At 62.3% G+C, this 26,623-nt stretch carries 30 protein-coding genes; 23 read left to right on the plus strand and 7 right to left on the minus strand.

Going from position 1 to position 26,623, the window contains the following annotated elements:
* Positions 1-18 precede the first annotated feature (18 nt).
* Both G9463_RS07150 and G9463_RS07155 read right to left on the minus strand, forming a co-directional pair.
* Positions 19-528 (minus strand): hypothetical protein, encoded by a 510-nt coding sequence (locus G9463_RS07150; RefSeq protein WP_007187690.1) that lies wholly within the window; start codon positions 526-528, stop codon positions 19-21.
* A complete protein-coding gene (locus G9463_RS07155) occupies positions 525-827 on the minus strand; it encodes a UPF0175 family protein (protein ID WP_004957605.1) in 303 nt (100 codons plus the stop codon). Before G9463_RS07155 ends, G9463_RS07150 begins: the two co-directional genes overlap by 4 nt.
* A gap of 158 nt (positions 828-985) precedes the next feature.
* Between G9463_RS07155 and G9463_RS07160 the strand changes: the two genes are divergently transcribed.
* Positions 986-1,822, plus strand: coding sequence for a pantoate kinase (locus G9463_RS07160; RefSeq protein WP_165896342.1), 837 nt, complete (start codon positions 986-988; stop codon positions 1,820-1,822).
* A 61-nt stretch (positions 1,823-1,883) separates the two neighbouring features.
* Positions 1,884-2,612: a DUF2103 domain-containing protein gene (locus G9463_RS07165; RefSeq protein ID WP_011223779.1), complete on the plus strand. Its 729-nt coding sequence runs from the start codon at positions 1,884-1,886 to the stop codon at positions 2,610-2,612.
* 15 nt (positions 2,613-2,627) lie between these two features.
* On the opposite strand, the gene G9463_RS07170 is transcribed toward G9463_RS07165, so the two are convergent.
* Positions 2,628-3,272, minus strand: coding sequence for a hypothetical protein (locus G9463_RS07170; protein ID WP_165896343.1), 645 nt, complete (start codon positions 3,270-3,272; stop codon positions 2,628-2,630).
* A gap of 75 nt (positions 3,273-3,347) precedes the next feature.
* Here G9463_RS07170 and G9463_RS07175 point away from each other — a divergent pair, with 75 nt between their 5' ends.
* The 3 genes from G9463_RS07175 (at position 3,348) to G9463_RS07185 (ending at position 4,176) form a co-directional block, all read left to right on the plus strand.
* A complete protein-coding gene (locus G9463_RS07175) occupies positions 3,348-3,656 on the plus strand; it encodes a 50S ribosomal protein L37ae (protein WP_004591489.1) in 309 nt (102 codons plus the stop codon).
* A 26-nt stretch (positions 3,657-3,682) separates the two neighbouring features.
* Positions 3,683-3,817: a DNA-directed RNA polymerase subunit P gene (locus G9463_RS07180; protein ID WP_004517024.1), complete on the plus strand. Its 135-nt coding sequence runs from the start codon at positions 3,683-3,685 to the stop codon at positions 3,815-3,817.
* 107 nt (positions 3,818-3,924) lie between these two features.
* Positions 3,925-4,176: a KEOPS complex subunit Pcc1 gene (locus tag G9463_RS07185; RefSeq protein WP_165896344.1), complete on the plus strand. Its 252-nt coding sequence runs from the start codon at positions 3,925-3,927 to the stop codon at positions 4,174-4,176.
* Between the two features lie 44 nt (positions 4,177-4,220).
* Here the strand turns inward: G9463_RS07185 and G9463_RS07190 are convergent, their stop codons facing one another.
* Entirely contained in the window at positions 4,221-4,823 is a 603-nt protein-coding gene (locus tag G9463_RS07190) for a metal-dependent hydrolase (protein WP_165896345.1), read from the minus strand.
* A gap of 75 nt (positions 4,824-4,898) precedes the next feature.
* On the opposite strand from G9463_RS07190, the gene G9463_RS07195 reads away from it, so the two are divergent.
* The 7 genes from G9463_RS07195 (at position 4,899) to G9463_RS07225 (ending at position 11,772) form a co-directional block, all read left to right on the plus strand.
* A complete protein-coding gene (locus G9463_RS07195) occupies positions 4,899-5,540 on the plus strand; it encodes a hypothetical protein (protein WP_007187685.1) in 642 nt (213 codons plus the stop codon).
* 17 nt (positions 5,541-5,557) lie between these two features.
* Positions 5,558-6,163 carry a hypothetical protein gene (locus tag G9463_RS07200; RefSeq protein ID WP_007187684.1) on the plus strand — a complete coding sequence of 202 codons (606 nt, stop codon included), beginning with the start codon at positions 5,558-5,560 and terminating at the stop codon, positions 6,161-6,163.
* Positions 6,164-6,336: 173 nt separating this feature from the next.
* Complete coding sequence (locus tag G9463_RS07205; protein ID WP_165896346.1) at positions 6,337-9,099, plus strand: PAS domain S-box protein; 2,763 nt, start codon at positions 6,337-6,339, stop codon at positions 9,097-9,099.
* Positions 9,100-9,257: 158 nt separating this feature from the next.
* The gene (locus G9463_RS07210) at positions 9,258-9,617 is read left to right on the plus strand and encodes a helix-turn-helix transcriptional regulator (protein ID WP_165896365.1); all 360 of its coding nucleotides are present in this window, start codon (positions 9,258-9,260) and stop codon (positions 9,615-9,617) included.
* A gap of 79 nt (positions 9,618-9,696) precedes the next feature.
* Positions 9,697-10,458, plus strand: a complete 762-nt coding sequence (locus tag G9463_RS07215) for an aldo/keto reductase (protein WP_004957578.1) — start codon at positions 9,697-9,699, stop codon at positions 10,456-10,458.
* A gap of 168 nt (positions 10,459-10,626) precedes the next feature.
* Positions 10,627-11,457, plus strand: coding sequence for a halorhodopsin (gene hop / locus G9463_RS07220; RefSeq protein WP_121303471.1), 831 nt, complete (start codon positions 10,627-10,629; stop codon positions 11,455-11,457).
* Positions 11,458-11,589: 132 nt separating this feature from the next.
* The gene (locus G9463_RS07225) at positions 11,590-11,772 is read left to right on the plus strand and encodes a hypothetical protein (protein ID WP_004957574.1); all 183 of its coding nucleotides are present in this window, start codon (positions 11,590-11,592) and stop codon (positions 11,770-11,772) included.
* Positions 11,773-12,100: 328 nt separating this feature from the next.
* Here G9463_RS07225 and aspS read toward each other — a convergent pair whose 3' ends face one another.
* The gene (gene aspS, locus G9463_RS07230) at positions 12,101-13,405 is read right to left on the minus strand and encodes an aspartate--tRNA(Asn) ligase (RefSeq protein ID WP_165896347.1); all 1,305 of its coding nucleotides are present in this window, start codon (positions 13,403-13,405) and stop codon (positions 12,101-12,103) included.
* A gap of 192 nt (positions 13,406-13,597) precedes the next feature.
* Here aspS and G9463_RS07235 point away from each other — a divergent pair, with 192 nt between their 5' ends.
* The 6 genes from G9463_RS07235 to G9463_RS07260 all read left to right on the plus strand — a co-directional run bounded on the left by G9463_RS07235 (position 13,598) and on the right by G9463_RS07260 (position 19,252).
* A complete protein-coding gene (locus G9463_RS07235) occupies positions 13,598-14,497 on the plus strand; it encodes an ABC transporter permease (RefSeq protein ID WP_165896348.1) in 900 nt (299 codons plus the stop codon).
* Positions 14,494-15,243: an ABC transporter ATP-binding protein gene (locus G9463_RS07240; protein WP_165896349.1), complete on the plus strand. Its 750-nt coding sequence runs from the start codon at positions 14,494-14,496 to the stop codon at positions 15,241-15,243. The genes G9463_RS07235 and G9463_RS07240 overlap by 4 nt, the downstream gene beginning before the upstream one ends.
* Positions 15,240-15,812 carry a hypothetical protein gene (locus tag G9463_RS07245; protein WP_127014404.1) on the plus strand — a complete coding sequence of 191 codons (573 nt, stop codon included), beginning with the start codon at positions 15,240-15,242 and terminating at the stop codon, positions 15,810-15,812. The genes G9463_RS07240 and G9463_RS07245 overlap by 4 nt, the downstream gene beginning before the upstream one ends.
* 149 nt (positions 15,813-15,961) lie before the next feature.
* Positions 15,962-16,453, plus strand: a complete 492-nt coding sequence (locus tag G9463_RS07250) for an Lrp/AsnC family transcriptional regulator (protein ID WP_004957559.1) — start codon at positions 15,962-15,964, stop codon at positions 16,451-16,453.
* A gap of 157 nt (positions 16,454-16,610) precedes the next feature.
* On the plus strand, positions 16,611-17,045 hold the full coding sequence (locus G9463_RS07255) for an NAD-binding protein (RefSeq protein WP_232508572.1): 435 nt from the start codon (positions 16,611-16,613) through the stop codon (positions 17,043-17,045).
* A 2-nt stretch (positions 17,046-17,047) separates the two neighbouring features.
* Positions 17,048-19,252 carry an amino acid permease gene (locus tag G9463_RS07260; protein WP_165896350.1) on the plus strand — a complete coding sequence of 735 codons (2,205 nt, stop codon included), beginning with the start codon at positions 17,048-17,050 and terminating at the stop codon, positions 19,250-19,252.
* Here the strand turns inward: G9463_RS07260 and G9463_RS07265 are convergent, their stop codons facing one another.
* On the minus strand, positions 19,253-19,966 hold the full coding sequence (locus G9463_RS07265; protein ID WP_007187676.1) for a phosphoglycerol geranylgeranyltransferase: 714 nt from the start codon (positions 19,964-19,966) through the stop codon (positions 19,253-19,255).
* 145 nt (positions 19,967-20,111) lie between these two features.
* Between G9463_RS07265 and G9463_RS07270 the strand changes: the two genes are divergently transcribed.
* From G9463_RS07270 to G9463_RS07280, 3 genes are read left to right on the plus strand one after another with little or no spacing between them, the layout of a single operon-like run.
* A complete protein-coding gene (locus G9463_RS07270) occupies positions 20,112-20,588 on the plus strand; it encodes a hypothetical protein (protein ID WP_004957546.1) in 477 nt (158 codons plus the stop codon).
* A 58-nt stretch (positions 20,589-20,646) separates the two neighbouring features.
* A complete protein-coding gene (locus G9463_RS07275; RefSeq protein WP_127014406.1) occupies positions 20,647-21,048 on the plus strand; it encodes a Rieske 2Fe-2S domain-containing protein in 402 nt (133 codons plus the stop codon).
* Positions 21,045-21,236: a hypothetical protein gene (locus G9463_RS07280; RefSeq protein ID WP_121303464.1), complete on the plus strand. Its 192-nt coding sequence runs from the start codon at positions 21,045-21,047 to the stop codon at positions 21,234-21,236. Before G9463_RS07275 ends, G9463_RS07280 begins: the two co-directional genes overlap by 4 nt.
* 12 nt (positions 21,237-21,248) lie before the next feature.
* Here G9463_RS07280 and G9463_RS07285 read toward each other — a convergent pair whose 3' ends face one another.
* Positions 21,249-25,343, minus strand: coding sequence for a DNA topoisomerase I (locus tag G9463_RS07285; protein WP_165896351.1), 4,095 nt, complete (start codon positions 25,341-25,343; stop codon positions 21,249-21,251).
* Positions 25,344-25,569: 226 nt separating this feature from the next.
* Between G9463_RS07285 and G9463_RS07290 the strand changes: the two genes are divergently transcribed.
* Both G9463_RS07290 and G9463_RS07295 read left to right on the plus strand, forming a co-directional pair.
* Positions 25,570-26,115, plus strand: a complete 546-nt coding sequence (locus G9463_RS07290) for a hypothetical protein (RefSeq protein ID WP_165896352.1) — start codon at positions 25,570-25,572, stop codon at positions 26,113-26,115.
* Between the two features lie 170 nt (positions 26,116-26,285).
* Positions 26,286-26,582, plus strand: coding sequence for a hypothetical protein (locus G9463_RS07295; protein WP_004957532.1), 297 nt, complete (start codon positions 26,286-26,288; stop codon positions 26,580-26,582).
* Positions 26,583-26,623: the final 41 nt, after the last annotated feature.

Genomic DNA, 26,623 nt, shown 5'->3' on the forward strand with positions numbered 1-26,623 from the left:
TTCACGGCGCGGAGGATGTCACGCGACCTCGCCAACCGCCCGCTCGCGCAACTCCCCTGTCAGGTGCATCCCATGCTGGTCGATGCGCCTGACGATCCGCTTTGCCTGTGTCGGCTTGAGGTATTTGTCCTCGATGGCGGCCCGGACCACGACACCGAAACTGCTCGTCACTTCTGCCCCCAGCCCCTGCGCCATCCGACGGACGGTGCGGTCCTCGGAGACGACAGCCACGGCTGAGCGGTCGTCGCTGTCGCGGTGGGCTAACACGCCAGCGAGTACCGTCACAGCAGCGCCAAGGTCGGCATCGCCCAGCAGGGACTTGGCCTGGTCGATGTGGTCTTCGTCGACGCCAGTGTCGATGCCGTTCTCGCGGTACTCGGTCAGGTTCGTCGCGGTCGGTTCGACCTGCACCTCGTCGAGGACTGGTTCCGGGATGACGATATCGCCGTCGAACGCGTCCAGCAGCGACAGCTCCCCCACCTGACCCAGCGAGTACAGCGCCGTCGGCCCGACGTAGATGCGGGTCATAGCTCCGCGGCTGTGTCAGCATCGAGCTCCAGATCAGAGAGTTCGAGCTGTGTCGTCAGGTTTCGCTCGCGGGCCACGTCGAGCCACTCGGCGATGGAGAGGTCCGCGAGCTGTGCGGCTTCGGCCGCCGACACGTCGCCAGACTGGTACTGCTCGACGGCGACGCGAAGTCGGAGCGTCTCCAGTCCCTCCCGGAGCGCCTTTCGAATCGTTGTCGACCGGTCCTCGGAGAGCAACTCGGCGACGTCGTCCAGTTCCGCTTTCTCTTCGCTCGGGAGCCGCGCGCTTATCGTCGGCATGTTTGCACAGTCATCCGCCGTAAACACACATCAAACTACGGGTCGGAGAACCGCCTGTCGGTTTTCTGAAACCCTGCGTGGAGCGAACGTCCGCCAGCCAGCGTGGCCGGAGCGGGCGACCACCAATCCTTAACGCCACCGGGTCCCACGGGGAGGCAATGAGCGACGAAGCACACGCGTTCGTTCCCGGCCACATCACGGGCTTTTTTACCGTCGACCGGGGCGATGACCCGATTGAGACCGGTTCTCGCGGGGGCGGACTGGCCCTGTCTGACGGCGTTTCTGTTACCGTCAGCCGCGGGGCTGAGACCAAGGTAACGCTGAACGGCGAGCCGATTGAGGTGGAGGCCGTCGAGCGGGTACTCGACGCCCTGCGAACCACGGCGACCGTCACCGCCGAAACGCCGCTCCCGCTCGGGTCCGGCTTCGGCGTCTCCGGCGGACTAGCGCTTGGCACTGCGCTGGCGGCCAACGCCGTCTTCGGCCACGGGCTCTCGTACAACGAACTCGTGACCATCGCCCACGGCGCGGAAGTCCAGTCCGGTTCGGGCCTTGGCGATGTCGTCGCGCAGGCTCGCGGCGGCGTGCCGCTCCGCCTCGAACCCGGCGGGCCGCAGTTCAACTACCTCGACGCCATCCCGGCCCGCAGCCGCATCGAGTACGTCACGCTCGGCGAGCTGTCGACAGCGGACGTGGTCGGCGGCGACACGGAAACGCTGACTGCCGCCGGCGAACGTGCACTCTCGACCGTCGTCAAAGAGCCGAAGCTCTCGACGTTTATGAAGGCCTCCCGGCAGTTCTCCCGCGAGGCTGACCTCCTGACGCCGGAGGTGAAAGGCGTCATCGACGACGTGGCCGAAGCCGGCGGGGACGCCGCGATGGCGATGCTCGGCGAGACGGTGTTCGCGCTCGGGACTGGCCTCTCCGACGCCGGCTACGACGCTGCTATCTGTGCCATCTACCCGCCCGGCGCGACCATCGAAGACGAGCGCTGAGTTTATTATTGCGTAAGATGTGAACCGTCTCCCTTATCCGCGCGGACCCATAGCCACAGCTATGGACTGTCGGCAGTGTGCCACGCCGCTTGACCGGCCGGGTGACTACTGCCTGGTCTGTCACACTGCCAATACGGACGCCGTCGTCCTCGAACTCGACCGCGAGCGGGCGACGGTGACCTCGCTGCTGGACGGGTCGGTCGTCGGCCAGCGGACGGTGACGACGACGCCGGAAGGCGAAGGGAGCGACGAAACGGTCGTCGTCGAACTGCGGAACTTCGCCGGCCTCGTCGCGGACGAGGTACGACGAAAACGGCCCGAGGAAGTGTACGTCACCGGCGACCGCGACGTTATCGCCGCCGTTCGCCCCCAACTGCACTACGAGTTCTTCCGCGTCGAGGGCGACGACCCCGTCCAGCGGGTCATCGACCGTCAGGGCGAGCCCGCACTCGAAGTTGTCGACGCCGCGCCGGCGGAGAAACTGGGCGGGAGCCACTCGACGCTCATCGGCGGCCGGTCGGGCCAGCGAGTCATCCAGACCGTCGCCGGCCACCCTCACGTCAAGAAGGTCATCCCCGGTCCCATCGACGCCGGCGGCGCGAGCTCGCCGACGGGCGTCCGGGCGAAGGCCACCCGCGCCGACGCCAACGGTAACGTCCGGGTGCTCATCCGCGACGGCTCCAGCGTGCAGGAGAACCGCGTCGTCACGACGGCCGGCGACCGCGAACTCGGCGAACACGTCCGGGCAGATCTGAACGAGGCACTCAGGGAAGCCGAGCTACAGGAGTGACTTTGCGTACTGCAGTCACGCTATGAGAAGGCCGGCAACAAGCACGGCGGCCACCGCGACTCCGACGACACCGGTCCGGTGAACGGCCGGTAACGACGTTCGAACGTCGAGGGCCATCGGGAGCGCATGGAGTGCGGCGAGCGCCAGATAACCGACTGGGGAGACAAGCGGAAACGCTACCGCCCCGACGGCCAGCAGACAGAGGCCGACGACGCCCGAACCCAGATAGCCACGTCCGCGCACGGGCTGCCCACCCCCTTCGAGGACCCCACCGGTCCAGCAGTAGCCGATCGCCGTTGCGCCGACCCACGCGTGCCAGAACGCCGCTTGTGCGGGTATGACACCGAGGAGGCCACCGATAGTCACCGCTGTCGCAGTAGTATTGACCGTTCCCCAGGCGAACATCGCGTCCGAGAAGCGGACCGAATCCGGTGCGTGGAGGACTGTCAGGCCGACGAAGCCACTGATTAAGACAGCCCACAGCGCCGTGGCGAACAGCGCGCCGTTAGCGCGGCTCGACCACGTAATCGCCTGCGTGCCACCCCAGCCAAACAGACCCGCCGCCGCGCCCGATAGCAAGAACTCCGAGGCGGTAAGCTGCCCGCTCGTGGCCGGCGCGACCCGCTGGAGGCGATTGCGAACTCCGTCGAACGCTGCCATCAAGCGACGGTTTGCCCGCCTCCCCCTTGAGTTATGTCGCCGCGGGTTCGCCGGGAACCGAATCTCGAAGGCCTTATGTGGCCGCTCGGCGGACAACAGACCACTATGGCTAGCAAGAGCGGAAAGACCGGCAGCTCGGGCCGTTTCGGCGCTCGCTACGGTCGCGTGTCCCGACGCCGCGTTGCGGAGATCGAATCGGAGATGAACGAGGACCACGCCTGTCCGAACTGCGGCGAAGACCGCGTTGACCGTCAGGGCACGGGCATCTGGCAGTGCAGCTACTGTGACTACAAGTTCACCGGCGGCAGCTACAAGCCGGAAACGCCTGGCGGCAAGACTGTTCGACGCTCCATTCGGGCCGCACTGTCCGAAGACGAGGAGTAAAGGACTTTCATCCCTATCTCTCAGCTATGAGCTACAAGTGTTCACGCTGTAAGCGCGACGTGACGCTGGACGAGTACGGCGGCGTCCGCTGCCCGTACTGCGGACACCGCGTCCTGCTGAAGGAGCGGTCGCCCGACGTCAAAGAGATCAACGTCAACTGAGACTGTCGGTGACGCGGTTGATAGTCGACGGCCGGCTGCGCCACGTTGCGAACGGCTTTTCTGGGGCAGCCCTGTGACCGATACGAGGACGCCCCATCCCGAACAGTATGACTGCACCAAATCAGACCCGCCTGACAGCCGAGTACAGCAGCGCCGACCGGGCTCGCGCCATTGAGCAGAGCATCCGTCCCGAAATCAACGATATCGAGGGCGACCGGACGACGGCGCGGCTCAGTCGGGACGGACAGCGGGTCGAACTCACTGTTGCGGCGTCTGACCTCGTTGCACTGCGGGCGGGTATCAACACGTGGCTGACGCTTCGCGGCGTTGCTGAGAACGCTCTGGTGGGACGGAAGTGACGAGAGCAGCAGTGAAATAGCGAAAGCGTCGCGGCAGCCAAGCGTTACTGCCGGTAGCGGTCCGGAACGTGGGCTGCAATCGAGTCGGGAACGTTCCCGAACACGACCGGGGCCAGGGCTGCCAGTCGACGACGCAGGAGCCCGTAGGTCGCGCCAGTGAGGAGGGCTGCGGCGACGACCCACCGGAACGGCCCGTCAAGCACGACGAATAGTGGTGCACCTGCAAGTACCATCAGTCCCACGTCGGCGGGCGCACCGTCGTACTGTATCCATCGCTTCGGCGGCCGCCACCGCCCACGAACGTGGTCGTACACGGCACGTTCGGATGTGGCCTCCCACGGACGGAGTTCGAGGCCGCCGCCGTACCGGTCCATCCGGCAGTGGAGTGCAGCGCCCATCAGAACGAAGGTGAGCGCAATGAGCAGCGGTGTCTGGAGGATGGCGGCGAACCCAGCAGCCGGGACAACCGCGAGTGTGTACCCGCTGGGGTAATGCAGCGTGCGTCGATGGCCCGAGTACAGGTCGAGGTCGGGAAGAACGCCACCGACGAGGCCGCCAGCGAGCGCTACAGCGGTGTGGTCTGGCGCAAGGACGAGCAGCGGTGTCGCAATGGCGAGCCCCGCTATCGCGTGCGTCGGCAGCATCATATACCTGTAGAAGGGGCTGTAGCCGGTATAAACACGTCGCTGGGTTTATTCGCTGTCGTACCACAGTTCACTGCAATGAGCGATGGGTCCGGCCGGTCCGACAGTCGTCCCGGGACTATCGGCCTCGAGGACACGTTCAAGAAGCTCTTTCGTGACGGGCGAACCAACGCGGTCATCGCGTGGGCGCTCGTTGCGATTCTCACGGCCGTGTTCGTCGAAAGCGTCTTGGAAGCTGATTACCGGTGGATACTGTTCGTCAGTGTCGTCGGCTTCGTCGTCCTCGTCCCGCCGGTGGCGTTCCGCGAGTGGCGCGTGATGCTCCCCTGGGAGTTACTCGTTCTCGCGTTGCTCCCAATCTTAGCCCGCGGGCTCGTCGGCGGCACTGTCGGAACCTTCGCCAGCTACCTCTCACTTGCTGCACTGGCCCTGCTCGTCATCGTTGAGCTTCACATGTTTACCGATCTCGCGCTCACGCACTGGTTCGCCATCGGGTTCGTCGTCCTGACGACGCTTGCCGCGGTGGCGGTCTGGACGGTCTTCCGGTGGAACGCCGACCGGTTTCTCGGGACGTCGTATCTCACGACCAACGAGGCGCTGATGACCGAGTGGCTGTACGTCACCCTTGCCGGACTCGCCGCGGGTGTGCTGTTCGATGGCTACTTCAGACGGCGGGACCGCCGTCTCTGGCGTGGTATCCGACGGATGGTGCAGCGATGAGGCTGCCCCGACCGTCGATGCGGAACCAGCGACGGACCACCCGCGCGATGCAACTCGTCTTGCTTGGACTGGTCGGCTACGGCATCGTCGCCGGTCAGCCAAAGCCGATCACGAACGGCGGTATCGGTCTGCTCGTCACGTTCCTCCCCGCGGTGATGCGGCGAAACTACAATCTCGCGCTTGACCCGTGGCTCGCCCTCTGGATCACGACCGCGGTGTTCCTCCATACGCTCGGTTCAGCCGGGCTCTACGGGCAGATCGGTTGGTGGGACCACCTCACCCACGCGATGTCAGCCTCACTCATTGCCGCGTTCGGATATACGACAGCCCGGACCATCGACCTCCACAACGACGCGATTCACATCCCCAGACGCGTCTTTTTCGTGTACATCTTCGTCGTGGTGCTCTCCTTTGGCGTGATCTGGGAACTGTTCGAGTTCGCACTCGATATCGTTGCCACCGAAACGGGTGTCACGATGCCGCTGGCGCAACACGGCCTTGATGACACGGTCCGGGATACGATGTTCAATTCGCTCGGGGCGCTTCTGGTCGCGGCGTTCGGACAGGCCCACCTCACTGATGTTGCCGAGACCCTTCGGGAGCGGCTGTTCGTTGTCGACTGACGCCGGGTGTGTCACCGGATTCGATGGCCAGGAGGCTCCGAGAGAAGCCGTGTGCCATCCGCAACGTTTCGCCACTGTGGTCGTTGAACGTGTGCGTTCGTTGTCTGGCAACCACTGTCGCCGCAGAACAGTTATTACGCCGCAGTAACGTGATTGAACAGCATACCAGGGTGATGATTAGAAACGACCTCGACGACATCGCGTTTGCGGGAGCGAGACAGACCGGTGCTGCCAGCCGAGAAATTGAAGTCGTGTATCTCGATTCCGACGCGACGGCACGAAAGCAGATACATGAGAGGCTGACGGACCACCACACCGAAATAACGGTGACGAGCGTGGCAACGACAGATGCCGCGCTCGAAGCCGCCGCATCGACGGATGTCTCCTGTCTCGTCCTCGACCCGACTGGGCTGGGTGATATCCCGGCTGCACTGGTGTCGAACGACCGCTACCCGGTCGTCCTCTACACCGACACCACTGCGCCGGACAGCGTTGCGCCTGTCTTCGACGACGCGGAGACGGTCGTCACGAAACAGGCGGACGGACAGCCGCTGCTGCTGGCGGAGAAGATCGTTAGCGTCGTCTCAGCCCCAGTCGACCGGACCGAGTCCGCGCTGCGGGATGCAGTGTCCGGAATTGAATCGCGTGCTGAAGCGAACGAAATCGCTGTTCTGCTGGCGGATGATGGGACAGTACAGTGGTCAAGCGAAGCGGTGTCGGCATTTGTCTCCGGCCTCGACGAGACCTGCCGGGTCGAGGACTTCTACGACGCCATGGATAGGGCACTGCCCGACACGCCCAGCGGCCGTCGGCAGCTACAGCGGCTCCGGGATTCCCCGACCGAGCCGGTTGCCCTCGGGGTCTCCGGCACGGACCACGACCAGTATCTCCTCCGGCACGGGTACGAACTGCCGGACGCCACGGGTGGGCTCACGCTCGTTCTGCTACGAGACATCACCGAGACCGCTCGGCGTGACGCTCGCACGGCGCTCCTTGATCTCCTCGTCGAACGGGCACAGGACGGGCTCTACACGATCGATGAACGTGGTGTCATCGACTTCTGTAACGATTCGTTCGCGGCGACTCTCGGGTACGAGCCGGGCAAACTGTGCGGGACACACATTTTGGAAGTCCTCGCACCCGGTGAATTCCCGAAGGGACAGGCGGCCGTCGAAGAGTTACTCGAAGCACCTGAGCAGGAGAGCACGACCGTCGACCTGGCATTTCGACGAAAGGATGGCACCGAGCGAGAACTCTCGTTCAACCACACGTTGACTCACGACGAAGCCGGCAACTACAACGGAGTCATCGGCGTCGCCCGAGACGTTACGGAGCGAAAGCGCCGTGAGCGAGAGTATCAGGAGATGATGGAGCGATTTAACTTTGCGCTCAAGGGTGCCGAACTCGGCGTCTGGGACTGGAACCCGAAAACGAACGACGTCACCTTCGATGAGCGCTGGACCGGAATGCTCGGCTACAGCAAGGATGAACTGGAGCCACACTACGAGTCGTGGGCCGATCTCGTCCATCCAGACGACCTCGACCGAGCGGAACAGGCGCTCGGGAAGCTGAAGACTGGCGAAACCGAGCTGTACCAGTGTGAATTCAGAATGCGGACGAAAGACGGGGACTGGCGATGGATTCGTGACCTCGGCAAGGTGTTTGAGTGGAACGACGACGGCGAGGCGATCCGGGCTGTCGGAATTCACCAAGATATCACCCAAGAGCGGAAACGTCAGCACGCAATCGAACGACAGCGTGACGAGCTGGTAACGCTTGACCGAGTTAACGTTCTGGTTCAGGATCTCATCCGTGCGCTGGGAACGACAACGACTCAGGACGAACTCGCCGAGACAGTGTGTGACCGGATTGTCGAGTCTGAGCTGTGGGATCTGGCCTGGATCGGTGAGCGATCTGGAGGCAACGGCAATCTCACTCCACAGGCGGTCGCCGGCGACGACGAGGAGTGTCTCGATAGCATTACCAGTGCCGATCAGACCGACCCTGGTCCGGGTGAAACGGCGCTTCGGACGGGAACGATTCAGACGACGACCGTCGAAAGCGGGACCGAATCCACGTCGTGGGAAGATACCGAGGGTGACCGGGGAACCCGCTCTATTGCGGCGATTCCAATCGTTCATGGCGACATCGTCCACGGAGTCTTGTGCGTGTGTACCGACCAGCAGGATGGATTCACGGCACGTGTCGCAGAGAGTTTCGCCGTCCTCGGCGAGATGCTCGGCTTCGCGTTTATGGCTGTTCAGAACCGGCGGCTGCTCTCCCACGACAGGATCCTCGAACTGACATTCGAATCGCGAAACGCTGATACGCCCCTCATCTCGGTAGCGAACGCATACGGGTGCCGAATCGAGGCTGTCGGGTCCGTCGATATCGACCCGACCCACCTCCTGTACCTTTCTGTCGATGGGGGGCCGGCTGATGCAGTCTCAGAGCAACTTCGCTCTCACGAGGACATTCTCGACTCGCGGGTTGTTCGCACAGATGACGACGGTGGTATTCTCGAACTGCAGGTGACGGAAACCATCCAGTCGCTCCTGCTTGATGTCGGCGCCCGCCGCCGAACGCTGGTCGCAGAGGGTGGGACGCTTTCGATAACTGTCGAGGCACCACTGGGCGCTGATTCTCGCACGATACAGGAGGCACTCGCTGTCTGTACACCTGATTTTGCGCTGACGGCAAAACAAGAGTGTAAACAGCCAAACGACATACTCGACGCTGAATCGGACCCGCGTGACCACTTGACTGATCGCCAGCAAGAAGTCCTTCGCACGGCATTTCTGGCCGGGTACTACGCCTGGCCACGAGACACGAACGCTGAGCAACTTGCGGCCACGCTCGATATCGCTTCATCGACACTCCTCCAGCATCTCCGGCGAGCAGAACGGAACCTCATTGACGCTATTTTTGATAGCTAGTAGTGAGTACAATTATACTGGTAAGTAATTCACATACGCTTCTTGGTCATTACCTAGTAATCTAGGCGTGTGGTTGATGATTCTGGCAGTAGTTAATTTAGTGCGCACAAATGAGCAACCAAAGGAATGCTGGGCCACGAAGTGACCAGTGGAGTGGGATGACGCCGTCGGACAGGTCGCTGTCTACAGCGGATGTAGATGATGTGTTTGAGGTCTTGGCTGACTGGCGGCGCCGTGCCGTCTGTCACTACTTCGCGAGCGGTGACCAGACGACCGCTAACGTTGCGGTGCTAGCATCGGCAATATCGGAGCAGGAGGGCACGAGCACGGTCGATGCAACAGACACGTCGCCCTCAACTATTCGAACACAGCTCGAAGAGGAGCACTTGCCAGTGCTTCACCGGATTGGACTCATCGACTACGACGAGCGAAGCGGCGCAGTGAAGTACTGGGGGTCGCCCACCGTCGAAAAGTGGGCTGATCACGCTCAGGCAGTCACACAGCGGACCGACTTCTAACGGGACAAGAGGCCGTATCTGGGGGGATACGGACTAGTGGAGACGGGCTATTTTTTACCACAGCGTTCAACTGGAATGCATGGACCTTCCACCGGTCGGACTCGGTACGATGGGTATCGAGGACGAAGCCGTTGTTCGGACAGCCATTGACTGTGGCTACCGCCACCTTGATACCGCTCAAATCTACGACAACGAGAGCACTGTGGGCGCGGGCATCGCCGCCGCCGACACCGACCGGGCCGATCTGACTGTCGCGACGAAGCTCTGGATCGACGCGCTTGAAGCAACTGCTGTCCGCCCAGCGACGGAAGCGAGCCTCGACCGGCTCGGCCTCGACGCCGTCGACCTGCTGTACGTCCACCGTCCACGTGGCGACTACGACCCCGAAACGACCCTGCCCGCTGTCGAGGCTGTGCGCGAGGCGGGACTGACAGCGCACGTTGGGCTCTCGAACTTCGACCCGGACCAGTTGGTTGACGCGCGCGAGTTCCTCGATAAGATTGCTGCACATCAGGTCGAGTTCCATCCGCTGTTCTGGCGCGAATCACTGCTCACTGACGCACAGAAACACGACTACCCACTGGTCGCGTACGCACCACTGGCCGGCGGTCGCGTGTTCGAGGAACCGACCATCCTCAACATCGCTGCCCAGCACGAGACGACGCCGGCCGCCGTCAGCATCGCCTGGGTGACCAGCTACGAGAACGTCGTCACGATTCCAAAGGCGTCCTCACAGTCCCACCTCGAAGCCAACCTCGCCGCTGCCGACCTAGAACTGACCGACGCCGAAATTGCGCGCATCGAAGCCATCGAGCGTGAAGAAGAGCTGTTCCCGGAGTGAGCCGCCCGCCGCTGACGCGAGTGGATAGGCATAGTATGAGACAGTTTAACACAGTAATTCCGCCTCGTGTCCGGGACTGGTCTTGTCCTTCCGAAACCCGAATCTAACAGCGGATACCGATACCGTTTGGGTACGCGTCTTTAAGTGTTCTCTTCGTAATTAGTGTACATGACAGCTGCCAGTACCACTGCAACGACAGTGCTTCAGGCGACACAGTCAGACGTGTTACAGGAGATACAGTCGAATTTCCTCCTGAATTCATCGATCTGGGTGAACATCGCGCTGGCGGGCGTCGTCATCCTCCTGTTCGTCGCGATGGGTCGAGACCTCGAGTCGCCCCGCGCGAAACTCATCTGGGTCGCGACGATGCTGGTGCCGCTGGTCTCGATTTCTAGCTATGCCGGTCTAGCCTCCGGGCTGACAGTCGGGTTTCTGCAGATGCCGCCGGGCCACGCCCTCGCCGGACAGGAGGTCCTATCACCGTGGGGCCGCTACCTGACGTGGACGTTCTCGACACCGATGATTCTCCTGGCGCTGGGCCTGCTGGCTGACACTGACATTGCGTCGCTGTTCACCGCAATCACGATGGACATCGGGATGTGTGTGACCGGCCTCGCCGCCGCGCTCATCACCTCTTCGCACCTGCTGCGCTGGGTGTTCTACGGCATCAGCTGTGCGTTCTTCGTCGCAGTGCTGTACGTCCTGCTCGTCCAGTGGCCGGCCGACGCAGAGGCCGCCGGAACTAGCGAGATATTCGGGACGCTCAAGATTCTCACTGTGGTGCTCTGGCTCGGCTACCCGATTCTGTGGGCGCTGGGCTCCGAGGGCGTTGCCCTCCTGAGCGTCGGCGTCACCTCGTGGGGCTACTCCGGGCTGGACATCCTCGCAAAGTACGTCTTCGCCTTCCTACTCCTGCGCTGGGTCGCCGCCAACGAAGGCACCGTCTCAGGGTCCGGGATGGGCATTGGCTCCGGCGGCGCTGCGCCCGCAGACGACTGAGTAGCGCATCGAGACGTGGGCAGTATCCTCCTGCTCGCGTATCCTTGGCCGTATTCTGGCCGTTCTCTATCCCTGCCCGTACAGTAGCAGATGCAGAAAAGATAAGTTATGCTGCCCAAGTGACTAGTCTGTATGCCCTCCCCATTCGAAAATCCAGCCATTCGCTACGGTATCCCATTGGTCAGCGCCACGGTCGTCGCGGCTGTCGCGTTCCTCCTCCTTGAAGGAACGATACGGTATGTTGCACTCGGTATCGCTGTCCTCGAAGTTGTGGTCGCTCCTCAGATTCTGAAGCAGGCGGCGGCAAACGCATAGTCAGGGGCAGGTCGGCCCCCGCCCTCGTGCTAACTCGGTGTGCAGCCCTGCGGCTGTCCACGTTTAACACCCTACGCTTGGCAAAGTTGAATCACTGCGAGACAGGGCGAGGGTCTTCCTCGGGGTCAGACCCTCGATTTCTACGGCGAGAGTTGCTGTCGGTCCTGCGGGACTCACTACGCTCGTCCCGCTGGCTCTCAGGTCTTCGCCGCTCGCGGGTCGTTTCTCCCCGTCGTCGGGCGGTGGTACCGCCCGACTGCCTGCGGGACCTTCGGTCCCGCTCTGCTCGCGTTACCGAGGTTCTTCCCTGCGGTCAAAACCTCGCTTCCTACGGGCTCAGACGCTGCCGGTCTCGCGGGAACAACACCGCTTCCCGGATGTTCTCCAGCCCGAGCATCGTCATGATGAGGCGCTCGCCGCCGAGGCCCCAGCCGGCGTGTGGCGGCATGCCGTACTTGAACATCTTGGTGTAGTACTCGAAGGCTTCCGGGTCCAGCCCTTGCTGTTCGAATCCTTCGACGAGGTGGTCGAAGCGGTGCTCACGCTGGCCGCCTGAGACCAGTTCCATCGACGGGTGCATCATGTCGAAGCCGGTCGAGACCTCTTCATCGTCGTCGTGGTCCTTGATGTAGAACGGCTTGATCTCGCTGGGCCAGTCCGTGATGAAGTAGTGCTCGCCGACTTCCTGCCCGAGGACGTGCTCGGCCTCCGTCGAGAGGTCGTCGCCCCACACCAGCGGCTCGTCGAGTTCGCCGGTGGCGTTGATTTTGTCGAGCGCCTCTTCGTAGGTGAGCCGTGGGAAGTCGCCCTCGGGGGCCGCGAACTCGTCTTCGAGCCCGAGCGCTTCCAGTTCGTCCTGACAGTTCTCGGCGACGCCCTCGTAGGCGGACTGGACGACGTGCTCGCAGGCGTCCATCGCCTCGGTGTGGTCGTAGAAGGCCGACTCGAAGTCGATGGAGGTCGCCTCGTTGAGATGCCGTGGCGTGTTGTGCTCCTCGGCGCGGAAGATCGGGCCGATTTCGAAGACGCGTTCGAGGCCGGAGCCGACCATCAGCTGCTTGAACAGCTGCGGGCTCTGGTTCATGAACGCTTCCTGGCCGAAGTACGTGATCGGGAACAGCTCGGTACCGCCCTCGGTCCCCGTGGCGACGATCTTCGGCGTGTTGATCTCCGTGCAGTTGAGCTCTCGGAACGCCTCGCGGACCGACCGGAGGACCTCAGCGCGGATCTCGAAGATGGCCTTCACTTCGTCCTTGCGGAGGTCGAGCGTGCGGTTGTCGAGGCGGGTCGGCAGTTCGGCGTCGACCTTCCCTGACGGGTCGAGCGGCAGTTCGGGGTCGGCTTCCGAAATCACGTCGACGGACTCCGGTGTGACCTCGACACCGGTCGGCGCGCGTGGCTCCTCTTCGACAGCACCGGTCACCGAAATGACCGATTCACGCTGGACGTTCAGCCCCGTCTCCACGAGGTCGTCGTCCATCTCGTCTTTCTCGAATTTGACCTGTATCTTTCCGGTGGTGTCTCGAAGGATAAGGAAGGCAATACCACCGAGGTCTCGGATCTCGTGGACCCAGCCGGCGACGGTGACCGTGTCACCCGGCGTTGCGTCTGCCGTGTAGGTTCGGTTTTCCATGGCTGTTCGTTCTTGTGGCCGCAACTTAAGAACAGTCTTTCGAGGCGAGGGTAGGGCACTCTCAGAACACGGTTGGTCTTAAGCAGGGACGCCAGTGCCTTTCAGGCCCAACCGGAGCGATAGCTCGTTTTCGTTTAAACATAGCAGCAGTTGACAGTGTGTTTTATATACTACACTTTCAAACCCGACCACATGGCCCTCCCCCGATGGTTTCCCCTTGCACGGAAAGAGGCAGTTGCGTTGCTCAAATCGAAAGGAACCTGGATACTTGCACCCCTGCTCGTCGTCTGGGGATACGGTCCCACCTACATCAGTTGGGATCTGCTTGGCCCGGACGTTACAGTCGGGTTCGTGCAGGTAGCCGGGTCTATCCTCCTTCCGCTCTGTGTGCTGTTACTGACGTATCGGTCGATTATTCAGGAGCGCACATCGGGCAGTCTGAAATTCCTGCTTGGATTGCCCCTCACACGGACTGATATCCTCATTGGCAAAGTCGTCGGTCGGAGCGTCGGCGCTGTGCTGCCATTTGCCCTTTCAGCAGTTGTTCTTGGGGTTATTGGTGGTGTGAAGTTTGGTCTGTTCTCCCCGTTACGTTTCATCGGCGTGTTTCTGGTGACGGTGCTGTACATCGCTGTGTTCGTGTCGATCGCAACAGCGGCATCGGCAGTGACGACCAGCACAGTCCGTGTAACCGCCGTGCTCTTTGGCGGGTTCTTTCTGCTGCTGACACTGGGGTGGAAAATCGTCGGTGTCCGTCTCTACTCGGCTGTGACCGGGAACGCAGTGAATCCGCTCAGCCCGCCGGCTGACGGCCTGTTGTTCGCTATCCTTCGGTTTTCGCCGGGTCGAGCGTACCGAACTGTCACGAACTGGATACTCGGACTGGCGAACTCCGGTGGCCAGTACACGTCAGTCGCCACGGTACTGTATCCCGGGCACTCGGTCAACGAGTACGTCGTCGACGCAGCGTTCAGTGGACAGCCAGTCCCGGCCTATCTCCACGAATCGATCGCTCTCGTCGTATTGCTTCTCTGGGGAGTTGTCCCGCTGGCACTGGCCCGGTATCGATTCAACCGAGGTGACCTCGCGTGACGCCACCGGCAATCGAGACCGATGGGCTTTCGAAACAGTACGGCGAGACTGTTGCGCTTGATGCACTGAACATGACTGTTGCACAGGGCGAGGTGTACGGTTTCCTCGGCCCGAACGGCGCTGGCAAGTCGACCACGATCAATCTGCTGATGGACTACATCAAACCAACGTCGGGGACAGCGCGCGTTCTCGGCCACGACCCGTGGAACGATGTCGTCGCCTGTCATCAGCGCGTTGGTATCTGTCCCGACCGTTTCGAGACCTACGAGTCGCTATCCGCGCGGCGGCATCTCGAACTGGTGATTGATACGAAGCGTGCGGACGACGACCCGCGAGCACTGCTTGAGCGCGTCGGACTGGTGGATGCTATTGAAAGACCCGCTGGCGAGTTCTCACAGGGGATGGAACAGCGGTTGGCACTCGCGATGAGTCTTGTCGGGCAGCCGGATCTGTTGATTCTTGATGAGCCGTTCACCGGGCTTGACCCCCACGGTGTCGCGCTGGTGCGGGATGTCGTCGAAACCGAGTCTGAACGTGGTGCAACAGTATTCTTCTCCAGTCACGTCCTCGGTCAGGTCGATCTGGTCTGTGACCGCGTCGGGATTCTCTACGAGGGGGACCTCATTGTGGAAGGAACCCTGCCGGCGCTCCGAGACACCTGTGACCTGTCCTCAGACGCGACAGTTGAGGACATCTTCATGACACTGACCGATGGCTCCGCCCATGCTACGGAGGTGGACGCATGAACCGCCGCCGGTATCTGACCGTGTCGACAGCGGCGCTGTCCGGACTCGCCGGCTGCCTGGGCGATCCTGAGTACACTATCTCCAGCGTGGAAACCGAGGATGATTCGCACCCGCTGGGACTCGATGTGACACCGGTCGACCGAGAAATAACAATCGAGAGTCCCGGGCAGCTGAACATAGCGCTCCGAAACACTGGGACACAGGACGTTATCATCAAGAACACCGGCGTCTGGCCACTCGGGGTGTTAGGACTGGCTCTAGCGGGAGAGTCGGTGTCTGCTGACATTCTACTGCTGGCTGACGAGTATACGGAGGCAGATACCGTCGAGGTACGGCCAAGCGGGGCGAGTAAAGACGGCGCCCCACTCACTGGAACGCTAGCGGCTGCTGAATCGATTGAGCGGCAGTACGAACTCATTGGGCGGCGGGTTTCAGGGGCCGGCACGTACACGCTGCAGGGCTACTTTGACGAAGTTCCCCTCTCCTACCGCACAGGCGAGGATGCCGACTGGGTCGCATACCACCCATCGGTAACCGTGACACTCACCGAACAGTCGGTGCTTCCCTGAGACACAGCGGCGTCTGCCTCGAACCCACGTAGCGACTCCCTCCGCGCTGCTGGCGAGGCACAGATGAGTGTCGAAAACAGCCGGACGAGACCACAGCGTCCGGTCCAATATCCTGAACCTTTGTACTGGTAGCCGCCGAAACAATCGACATGGCCGACGCGGAGTACCCTATCGACGACTTGGACCGGAACATCATCTACGCGCTCCAGCAGGATGCGAGACACACGTCAGCGAGTGAGATAGCCGAATCGCTTGACGTCTCCGCACGAACTGTTCGGAATCGCATCACGAAGCTCGAAGACGCTGGCGTCATCGCCGGCTACGATGTCGATGTCGATTACGAGGCCGCGGGGTATCAACTCCATACGCTCATTGTCTGTACGGCTCCAATCCACGAGCGTGAGGAGGTCGCACAGCGGGCACTCGACGTGTCCGGTGTCGTCGCCATCAGGGAAGTCATGACTGGGGCCGACAACGTCCACGTCGAGGTTGTCGGAACTGATGGAAACGACCTGAGCCGCATCGGAAGGGACCTCAACGATATCGGACTGGAAGTCGTCGACGAGGACCTCATTCGGAACGAGTACACCCGGCCGTTCCACCAGTTCGGGCACGACGATGCCGATGCAGACACTAGCTAATATAATCTTCCGAATATTGATTATATAATCATAATAGTCCGGAATCGGAATTTCATCCTAGATATTTATCGGCTATCGGAACCAATGGGTGCGTGTCGGCCGGGTCGCTCCGGCCGCTACGAACCCAATGATATCTCTTACCGCACTCCGCGAGCGAGTGGACGACGACATCGACCCTCCGTCGGTACTGGTCATCAGCGACCGGCACGTCGGGTCTGAGGTAGTAACGACGTTAGACCGAAGCACCAATGTCTGTCTCGTCACCGACCACGACGGCGTTGCCGGGCAAACGCCCGACGACACCCGCGTGGTAGTCGGTGACGGGCGGGAGCGCGCTGTTCTCCGGGACGCTGGGGCCCAGACGACCGATATCGCCCTGATATCGATGCAGGCGGACCACGGGGCGTTCCTTGTGACACAACTGCTTCGGACGCAGTTCGATGTCGAAACCGTGGTCGTCGTGCTCAACGACCCGCAGCATCGACCAGCGTTCGAGTCGGTCGCTTCCGAAGTGGTCTGTAGCTCGCAGGTCTTGGCGACCGAACTGGAACGCGCTGTTGCAACGACACTTCAGACGCCTGAAACCGCGTAACAATGGCCAAGGACCTGGAACGCGACCTCGGACTGCTGTCAGTAGTAGCGATATCTATCGGCGCGATGGTCGGCAGTGGCATCTTCATTTTGCCGGCGCTGGCGGTGAAAGACGCCGGAGCCGGCATCATTGCCGCCTACCTGCTCGCGGGCGTGCTTGTGCTTCCTGCCGCACTCAGCAAGGCCGAAATGGCGACAGCCATGCCGGAGGCCGGCGGCACATACGTCTATATCGAGCGGTCAATGGGGCCGCTGCTTGGCACCGTCTCCGGCCTCGGCACATGGTTCTCGCTCTCGTTTAAGGGCGCGCTCGCACTCGTCGGTGGCGTGCCGTACCTCGTTCTTCTCTTCGACCTGCCGATCCGCCCGGTTGCAATCACGCTCGCCGCCGTCCTCATCCTCGTCAACATCCTCGGCGCGGAACAGACCGGACGACTCCAGATCGGCATCGTCGCAGTCATGCTCGTGGCGATCGGCTGGTTCGTCGCCGGCGGCGGGCCGGCAGTCAACACCGCGACGTACGGCGGGATGTGGGAGTACGGCGTCGAAGGCATCTTCGCCGCGACCGGCCTCGTGTTTGTCTCCTTCGCTGGCGTGACGAAAATCGCCTCTATCGCCGAGGAGGTCGAGGACCCGGACCGCGTCATTCCGCTCGGGATGCTGGGCTCGCTCGCCTTCACCACGCTGCTGTACGTACTCGTCGTCGCCGTCGTCGTCGGCGTCATTCCGCTCGACCAGCTCGCCGGGAGCACGACGCCCATCGCTGATGCAGCCGAGGCAACGCTCGGTACCGCTGGCGTCGCGGCCGTCGTTCTGGCGGCGATTCTGGCGCTGGTCAGCACGGCCAACGCCGGTATCCTCTCCTCGTCGCGCTACCCGTTCGCCATGAGTCGTGACGGGCTCGCGCCCGACCTGCTCAGTACGGTCAGCGACCGCTTCGGCACGCCGGTGACTGCCATCACGCTGACCGGCGGCGTCATGTTGCTCCTCATCCTCTTCGTTCCGATTCTGGAAATCGCCAAGCTCGCGAGCGCGTTCAAGATCCTTGTGTTCGCGCTCATCAACGTCGCGCTCATCGGCTTCCGTGAGAGCGACGCTCCCGACTACGACCCCTCCTTCGAGGTTCCGCTGTACCCGTGGACGCCGATATTCGGCACCCTGACCGGTTTCGCCCTGCTAACGCAGATGGGCCTTATTGCGATTGTCGGGGCCGTCGGCATTGTCATCGCCAGTGTCGTCTGGTATCTGGGCTACGTCCGACCGCGAGTCACCAGAGAGGGCGCGATCAAGGAATCCGTCCGCCGGAGTATCGGCGACCGCGCGCTCGACCGGACCGAGGAGACGCTCGATGAGACGGCGGAGACCTCCGTGCTTGTCGCGCTCCCCGAAGACTCCTCGCGACAGAGCGAAGCGACACTACTGGAAGTCGGGGCCGCGCTTTCGCCCACCGGGAGCAGTCTCTCTGTCGTCCAGTTCGACGAAGTGCCCGACCAGCAGCCCCTCGATTACGCCTCCGGCGTGCAGTCTCACGACGACCTCGAATTCGAGTGTCGGACCGATACGCTGGCGGCCGCCCTCGATGTCCCGGTCGAGTACGGCGAACTTGTCAGCCACCACCCCGAACGGGCTGTCGCCAACGCTGTCGACGAGCGTGGCGTCGATGTGCTGCTGGTGGAACGCGGTGCGTCGTTCGAAGACTCGCTACTGGGTGACAGTATCGACCGCATCCGGAAACAGGCCGACTGTGACACTATCGCCGTCGACGCACAGCCGCTTGACGCGCTGGAGACGATCACGCTGATCACGACCCGCGGCCCGTACGACCCGCTGAAAGTCCGCGTCGGCAACGCTGTCGCGACGGCAACCGGGACGGACCTCCAGTTCCTCTACCCGCTCGACGAGCGCCAGTCCGCCGAGGAACGCCAGCAACTCGAAGCGTACCACGACGACCTGCTGGATCTCTGTGACGTGCCGACAGAGCGGACCTTCGTCGACCGAGACGACCTTTCAGCGGCGATGGACGCGGCTGACAACGACAGAACGCTCCTGATCCACGCAAGCAACGGTGGGCTTTCAGCCCGTACGTCAAACGACAACGGGACCACGCAGTCGGCAATTCAAGATAGCAACCACGCGTCGATGGAAGTAGACACGAAACGCCACCCCGGCGGCGTCGTCGGTCGGCTGCTCGAACGGCTGGCGTTCTAGCTACCGGACTGTCGCCGTCGCGTCTTTCGCGCCCTTCACCGTCTCTCGCACCGCATCGACGCCTTCATCGTGGACGAGGTCACCGACGACGATGGTATCCGCGTGCTGTGCCATCGTGCGGGCGGATTCGTAGTCGTGGATGCCACCGCCATAGAACAGCGTCGCGTTGTCAAGGATGTCCGCGGCGGCGGCGACGATATCGGGGTCGCCGAGCATCCCGGAGTACTCCACGTAGACGATTTCCTGTCCCAGCAAGTGTTCTGCGGCTTCGGCGTAGGCGGCCACGTCGTCCGCGTCGAGGTCGCAGTTGGCCTGCGTGTAGGATGCCACCGACGCCTCCGGGTTCATGACGATGTAGGCCTCGGTGAAGGTTCGTGACCAGTCAATCTCGTCGTCGATACGTATCCACTCCTTGTGCGCGCCGGTGATCCAGGTTACGTCGCCAGCGTTCATCACGACCGGCACGAGATAGCCGTCGTGACGGTCGCTGTGGACGACAGACGCGGGGTTGGACGGCTCGATATACACGGGAATGTCGTGTTTCCCGCAGGCGTCGACGACCCGCTTCATCTTCTCCTCTGTCATCCCGGTGGTCCCGCCGACTTCGATGGCGTCAGTCCCCGTCGCCGCGACGTCTTCGAACGTCTCTCCATCGACCAGCGTCTTGTCGGGGTCTATCTTCACGATGTGGTCCCAGTCCGCCCAGTCGCTCATACCAGCCAGACTTGCGCGTGGCCGTATAACCGCTTCGGATACACCCATCACAGTGGGTCGCGCTGACAGTCCTGCCCGGCCGGTATTGGCTCCGGATATATACGTCTCCGAAGATTTATGATGGCTATGTTACAATCGTCAGACAATGACCGCGGACAAACGCCGGTACGTCGTCACTGCCATCCGGGGTGTGCTCGTTCTTACGGGTGCTGTCGTGACGGTGGCAGTGCTGTACTCGTTTTCGACGATGCCGACAGCGTCGGCGTCCGACGACGGCTTCGTCCGCGGACTCTCGTATCTGTTCGGCAGCGTCTTCTTCATCCTCGCGCTGGGCGGTGCCGGGCTCGGTCTCGCCTTACCATCGCTGTTGGGGGCTGATGACGCGCTGGCGTTTGACCGCTGGCAACGCCGCTGTCTTCAGGCTTCCGGCGGCCTCTTCGTCGGCGGGTTCGTCGCCGGACTGGTGGCGGGACTGCTCACTGCGTTGCAGTACGGCCTTCTCCTCTGGCTGGTCGCCATCGTCCTTGCCGTGCTCGTCGTCAGCTGTGTGCTGGTCTGGCGACTGTTCGAGGTATTCGTCACTGCGCTGGTGCGTCTCATCGCCGCGGAGACCGGCGAGTGAACTCATAGCTCTACTCCCACGGTAACGCTGATACTGGCGGCAACCTAACGCGCCAGTCGTGCAGCGATTAACGACAGTCGAGACGGTCCACGAGGACGGGTCGTGGCTGTTCACCGCCGAAGACCCCTACGGCGACCTCGAAGAAGTCGTTCTCGTTCCCTGCGAGGACGGCGTCGAGGCGTGGGTGAACCGATGTACGCACGAGGCACAGCGGTTCGACACCGGGCGGGGCGTCCCGATGCGGGACGACCAGCTCATCTGTCCCCGACACGGCTCACTGTTCGACGCCTGTGACGGCGGCTGCGACAACGGCGACGCCGCAGGGACGACGCTCCCAGGTATCGAAGTCTCGGAAACCCACGGTGACGTGTTCCTCACGGACGACGACTATACGTTCGCCCACGAGGGCGGTATTGATGACGACGACGGCCCGAGTTCCACGTCCCACCTTCAGTTATGACTCCTGGCCACAGCATCGAACGAGACCGACTGCGAGCCGGCGTCGTTGAGTGCCCGCTCTGTGAGCGCCAGATACCCGAGCCGCTAACGCACGCAGTCGTCTACGGTGCTGTCGACACAGTCACAGCCGATAACGCGGACGCCGTCGAGTGTCCGGTCTGTGACGGCGTGACGTTCGTCGCTGACTGACCGGCGGCCCTCTCAGGCTTCCAGTTCGTCCTGCCAGTCCCGGACCTGTGTGGCGCTGACGCCCTGTACCTCGGTCGCGACGATGTCGGGGTCGGCCTCCCGCAGCGCCGCCAGCGAGTCGACGCCGGCGTCGCCGAGCTTTTCGGCGGTCGCCGAGCCGATACCGTTCAGGTCTTCCAGATCTTCGATGGCGGTGCGGGCCTGATACTCCTCGTAGTTACAGATGGGACAGCCAAGCTCCCAGGGGTCGTCACTGTCGGCGTCGATGACCAGCTCCGGCAGGTCGTGTTCCTCGCAGAACGCCTCGGTCACCGAGATGTCGCCGTTGCGTGGCAGCGGCAGCGAGTAGTCACAGTCGGGGTAGCGCGTACAGCCGACCAGCCGGGAGCCCGAGCGGAGGTGTTTGATTGCGAGGTCGCCGTCGTGTTCCGAGCCACACTCCGGGCATGGCCCGATGACCTCGTCCTCGCTCTCGTCGGCCTTCTCGGCCTCACAGCGGGGACAGCCGTGGACAAACGTGTCCCGGCCGGCGAGCATCTTGACGTGGTGCATGTCGTGTTCCTCGCAGTGGTCTTCGAGCACCTGCGGCTCGCCCGTCGACGGGAGCGGGAGCGTGTTACGGCACTCGGGGAAGCCGTCACAGCCGACGAAGTACGACCCCTGGCGCGAGCGCCGGACCAGCATGTCCTCGCCGCATTTCGGACAGGGACCGAGCGTCTTGTCGGCTTTCAGCGATTCCTGGAGGTGCTCGCCGATTTCCTCGCGGGAATCGCGAAGCTCATCGAACACCCGCTTGAGCATCTCGCGGGACTCATCGGCCACGTCGTCGAGCGTGGCCTCGCCGTTGGCGATGGCGGTCATGTCAGCCTCTAGCTGGGCGGTCATCTCGTCGCTGACGACGTGGTCGGCGAACTCCTCGGCGGCTTCGACGACGGCCATCGCCAGCGTCGTCGGCCGGGGCGGGTCGCCCTCGATGTAGCCGCGGTCGTACAGTTTCTCGATGGAGTTGTGACGGGTTGAGTTGTGAACTACTGCACCGCCATTGACGGCGAAGTTTGGCGCGTTCTCGCTGACAGTGAGGTCGTACACCGGACCGTCGTACTCGCGGCGCTCGACATCTTCAACGGTGACCGACGACGGTTCGCCGCGGAGTGTCGCGTATACGGACCCTTCGAAATCGGCTGCAACATACTGAACAGTTCTGTTCTCGTCTAGACTTCGATTGCTCCCCTCAATTTGTTTTTCGATGTGACCGCTCTCGCGCAGTTCGCGGAGATACTTGTTTACGCTGCCCCGGGTGACGCCGAGAGTCTGGGCGAGCGCGGCACTCGTCTTCGGCTCCTGCCGAATCGCTTCCAGTAGCTCCGCTTTCCTCGTAGTTACGTCGTACGCGTCGAGCGCGTCGAGTCCTCGATAGAACTTCTCGTCAGACGCAATGGGTATTCTATCGAGGAACTGCTCGAGGTTCCGCCGCCCCCGAATGTGGAGTTTGTGCTGGTCGGGGGCCAGTTTCGTTTCAATACCCATCTCCGCGAGCATTTCTCCAACGCCTGTCAGAAGCGTGTGGTCCGTGTTTGAAATAAAGGCCTTCCCTTCTCGGGAAATGTGACCCTCATCGTCGAACAGTGCACCAACGAACGCTGGCCGAACTGCGTCCGGAAGCACCGGCGTTCCGTTCTCAGTTACGGCCTCCAACACGCACACGAGGACACGCCCGACCGCTGATTGAACATCGACCTGACACTTTCGCTTGTGATGTGACTCTCGTCCCGGACGGTCGGTGACGGTCGGCTCGATATCGAATAGTCGTTCAATATCCCGAGCGAATCGCTCTATCAATGCCTCATCTGTGTTGTGATACCGCACGTCAACGACGTTCTCATCGTCGTTGCGGTGTATCGAGCCGTCACCCAAGAGGCAGCCAATGACCTGCGCCAGTTCCGGTGACCACTCCAAGGGGAATGGATTCTCGAAGCTCGTCTCGTAATTCAGCCCGTGAATTCTGTCCGGCCTGATATCCAACTCGCCAAGCAACCAGACGGGGACATCCTTTTCACCGCGTTCGTATTTGCCAACCGCAGAGCCGTAGGAACCGTATCGCTCGGCAAACGCAGTCTGGCTCTCGTCACGCGCCGCTCGTTGTGCCGCGAGTTCTGTTCCGCAATCGACGCCGTAGAGCTTCGAGTGCTTGTCGCAGTCCGCAGCGAACGTTTCCCACGAAAGCACCGTTTCGTCGGATGGTTCGACCATCGTGTCCGGCGGTCTACGAGCCGCGACGAGGTCGGTTCCCGCCTCGATATCCGACGCTGGACGGACTGTGACTTCGCCGTCCTGCCGGATGTACATCGGGTGGTCGTCGGTAACTGTAACCGCTCCGCGACTGGTTTCGATTGTTCGAACGCTCTCATCGTCTCTCAACGGCCGCTCACTGACGAGCGTTGATTCCTGTTCGGAGACACGTTCAGTCGCTTCGTCAAGCGAAAGGACCGTCGGTGTCTCCTTACTGACCGCAATATCTGTGTCTCCGTCAGCGAGGACGACCTGTCCGTCGCTAAAGAGCGAGTCGACTGTCTGTCGCTCGATATCTCCGTTTTCAGACCTGACAAGTACGTCACTGTCCGCTGTGAGGCATTTCGTCCCAAGCCCTTTGTCCTCCATCGTCTGGATGAGCCGCGACTGGCCGTAGCGACGCGGCGGCTGGGTCTGCTTGGCCTCCATCCGCACCTCGGAGATGGCCAGTTCTTCGCCTTCCTCCACGTCAGGGACGTGGTTCTCGCTGGCGCTGGAGTAGGGGTACACCTCGTGGTAGCCCGGCTCGACGAGGCGCTTGCCGTTGGCTTTCAGCGAGCGGCCGCCGGCGTCGGCGACGACACGGAGGTGCTCCCACGTGGCGGCCTCGGCGACCGTCGCGAAGAAGCGCCGGACGACCAGTTCGTAGATTTCCCACTCGTCGTCCGAGAGGTCGGCCTTCGGCGGAATCTCGCCGGTTGGGTGGATGGGTGGGTGGTCGGTGGTCTCCTCGTCGCCCTCTGTGGCGGTGATGTCGTCTTGCTCCAGCAGCTTCTCGGCGTCCTCGCCGAAGTGTCCGGCCCCGACGAACTCATCGAGCAGGGCATCTTCTTCGAGGTCGTCCGGGTAGACCGTGTTGTCCGTTCGGGGGTAGGTGATGTAACCGGTGGTGTACAGCTCCTCGGCGATTGACATCGCCTGCTGGGCGGAGTAGCCCAGTGAACTCGCAGCGGAGATGAAGGCGGTGGTGTTGAACGGCGTCGGCGGGCTGTCGGTGCGGGTCCGGCGGCGGACGCTCGTCACCGTCGCCGCGTCGACGTTCGTCAGGTCGGCGTAGGCGTCGTCGGCGTCGTCCTCGACCCAGACCCGTTCTGCCTCTTTCCCGTCGTCATCGTAGAAGTACTGGGCCTCGAACCCCGAGCCGTTCTTCTGGAGGTCGGCGAAGATCTCCCAGTAGTCCTCTGGGTCGAAAGCCTGAATCTCGCGCTCGCGGTCGACAATGAGTTTCAGCGTCGGCGACTGGACTCGGCCCACAGAGATGAAGTCGTCGCCCAGTTGCCGGGCCGACAGCGAGAGAAAACGAGTGAGTGCTGCGCCCCACACGAGGTCGATAATCTGACGCGCCTCGCCTGCAGCCGCCAGGTCGAAGTCGATGTCGTCGGGGTTTGCGAAGGCGTCGCGGACCTCTCGCTCGGTGATCGAAGAGAAGCGCACGCGGTCGACGGGCGCGTCGGTTTCCTCACGGATGAGCTCGTAGGCCTCCTTGCCGATGAGTTCCCCCTCGCGGTCGTAGTCAGTCGCAATGGTGGCCTCGTCGGCCTCGCGTGCCAGTTGCTTCAGCGTGGTGACGATGTTCTCTTGCGTGGGTTCTTTCGTCACGTCGGCGTCGATGAGTTCGACTGGCTCTACGTCGCGCCAGTCGTTGTACTCCTCGGGGAAGTCGACGCCGACAACGTGCCCGGAGAGACCAACGACGCGGGTGTTTCCCCACCGATAGACGTTGACGCCGTTTCGCCGATTCGCGGACGCGCCCCCTTCTGAGAGGATCTCCGCGATGCGGCGAGCGGCGTTGTCCTTCTCGGTGATAATCAGCCTCATCGGACACCACCTGTCTCTGTCATTACCCGTCGGTACGGAGTCAGTTGTTCTAAAGGCTTTCGGGAAAATCAGGCGACAGCGCGGGTGTGCGGGCGCTTGCGGGGCCGCTCGCGCTCGCGCGGAGGTAGCCCCATTATCAATTCGGCAGCGGTCCAACGCAAGTGGGCAGCTGTGGCACCACTCATCACTTCGACGCACTCTTGCCACTGCCTCCCCGACTGCCGGTATGGATCGCCGGACGACCAAACTCCTCCGCGTAACCGCCGCCGCACTCGTCTTTGCGACGGCGGCGTTTCACCTCTGGTGGGGACTCCCGCGAAGCATCATCTACGCGCAAGCAATAGAGGGACTGTTCGGCCGGGGGCTCCCGCCGGACCCTCGCCCGTTCCTGTTCGTCGCCTTCGCCGCGGTGTTGCTCGCCGGCCCGTATCTCGTTACACGGGGCGTCATCGGCCTGCGGAACGCCTATATCGCCGGGACGCTCCTCATGGTCGCATCCATTGCCGCGTGGGTGTTCTGGCACGCCACCGGCCACGGTGCCTTCCTCGTGGATGGGTTCTCCGCGCCGTCGTCCGGGAGCGGCGGCCACCACGGCGGGAGCACTGCCCTGCTGATACTGGACCATTTCAACACCGAGCCGACCGAGTCCGCGGTCAAAACCCTCGAAGCGCTCGCCGCTGCGATACTCGTCACACTGCTGTGGAAAGACCCTGCGATTATGCCGGGCGAGCGACGTGACAGCGTCGAGTCAAGCACGTCGAGCGAATCGTAGCGCGCAGCTCAGCGTACTGGACAGTAGGATAGCCTTATACGGTAACCACGCCTATAGAGTTTAGGACCGACTCGGCAAGGGAACGGCGGTACCCTGACATTTATTATCAGTAGTGTGTCTCTTGTTATTGGATGGAAACTTCTATCCCGGACGTGATATGGGACACAGGGATGGACCGGGTGTTTGAGGCATTGTTTACCCGCCGTCGTCGAATGATTCTGTTCATGCTGAAGCAGGATAGTCCACGGCAGATTGTCGACTTTCTGCCAAGAAGTGTCGGCGCTCAGAGTACTGAAACTGAACTCCGTCACGATGACTTACCCCGTCTGGCCAGTTTAGCGTACATCAACTGGGACCGAGCGGCCGATGAGGTATCACGAGGCCAGCGATTCGACGAAATAGAACCGATGCTCGAACTGCTTGAGAACCACGCCGATGAACTGCCGGACAACTGGCCACAGCGATGACTGCAGCAATTCAGGCTCGCCACTGCACCATCAGGCCGAGT

It is taken from the genome of Haloarcula sp. JP-Z28, assembly GCF_011440255.1.
Lineage (GTDB): Archaea > Halobacteriota > Halobacteria > Halobacteriales > Haloarculaceae > Haloarcula > Haloarcula marismortui.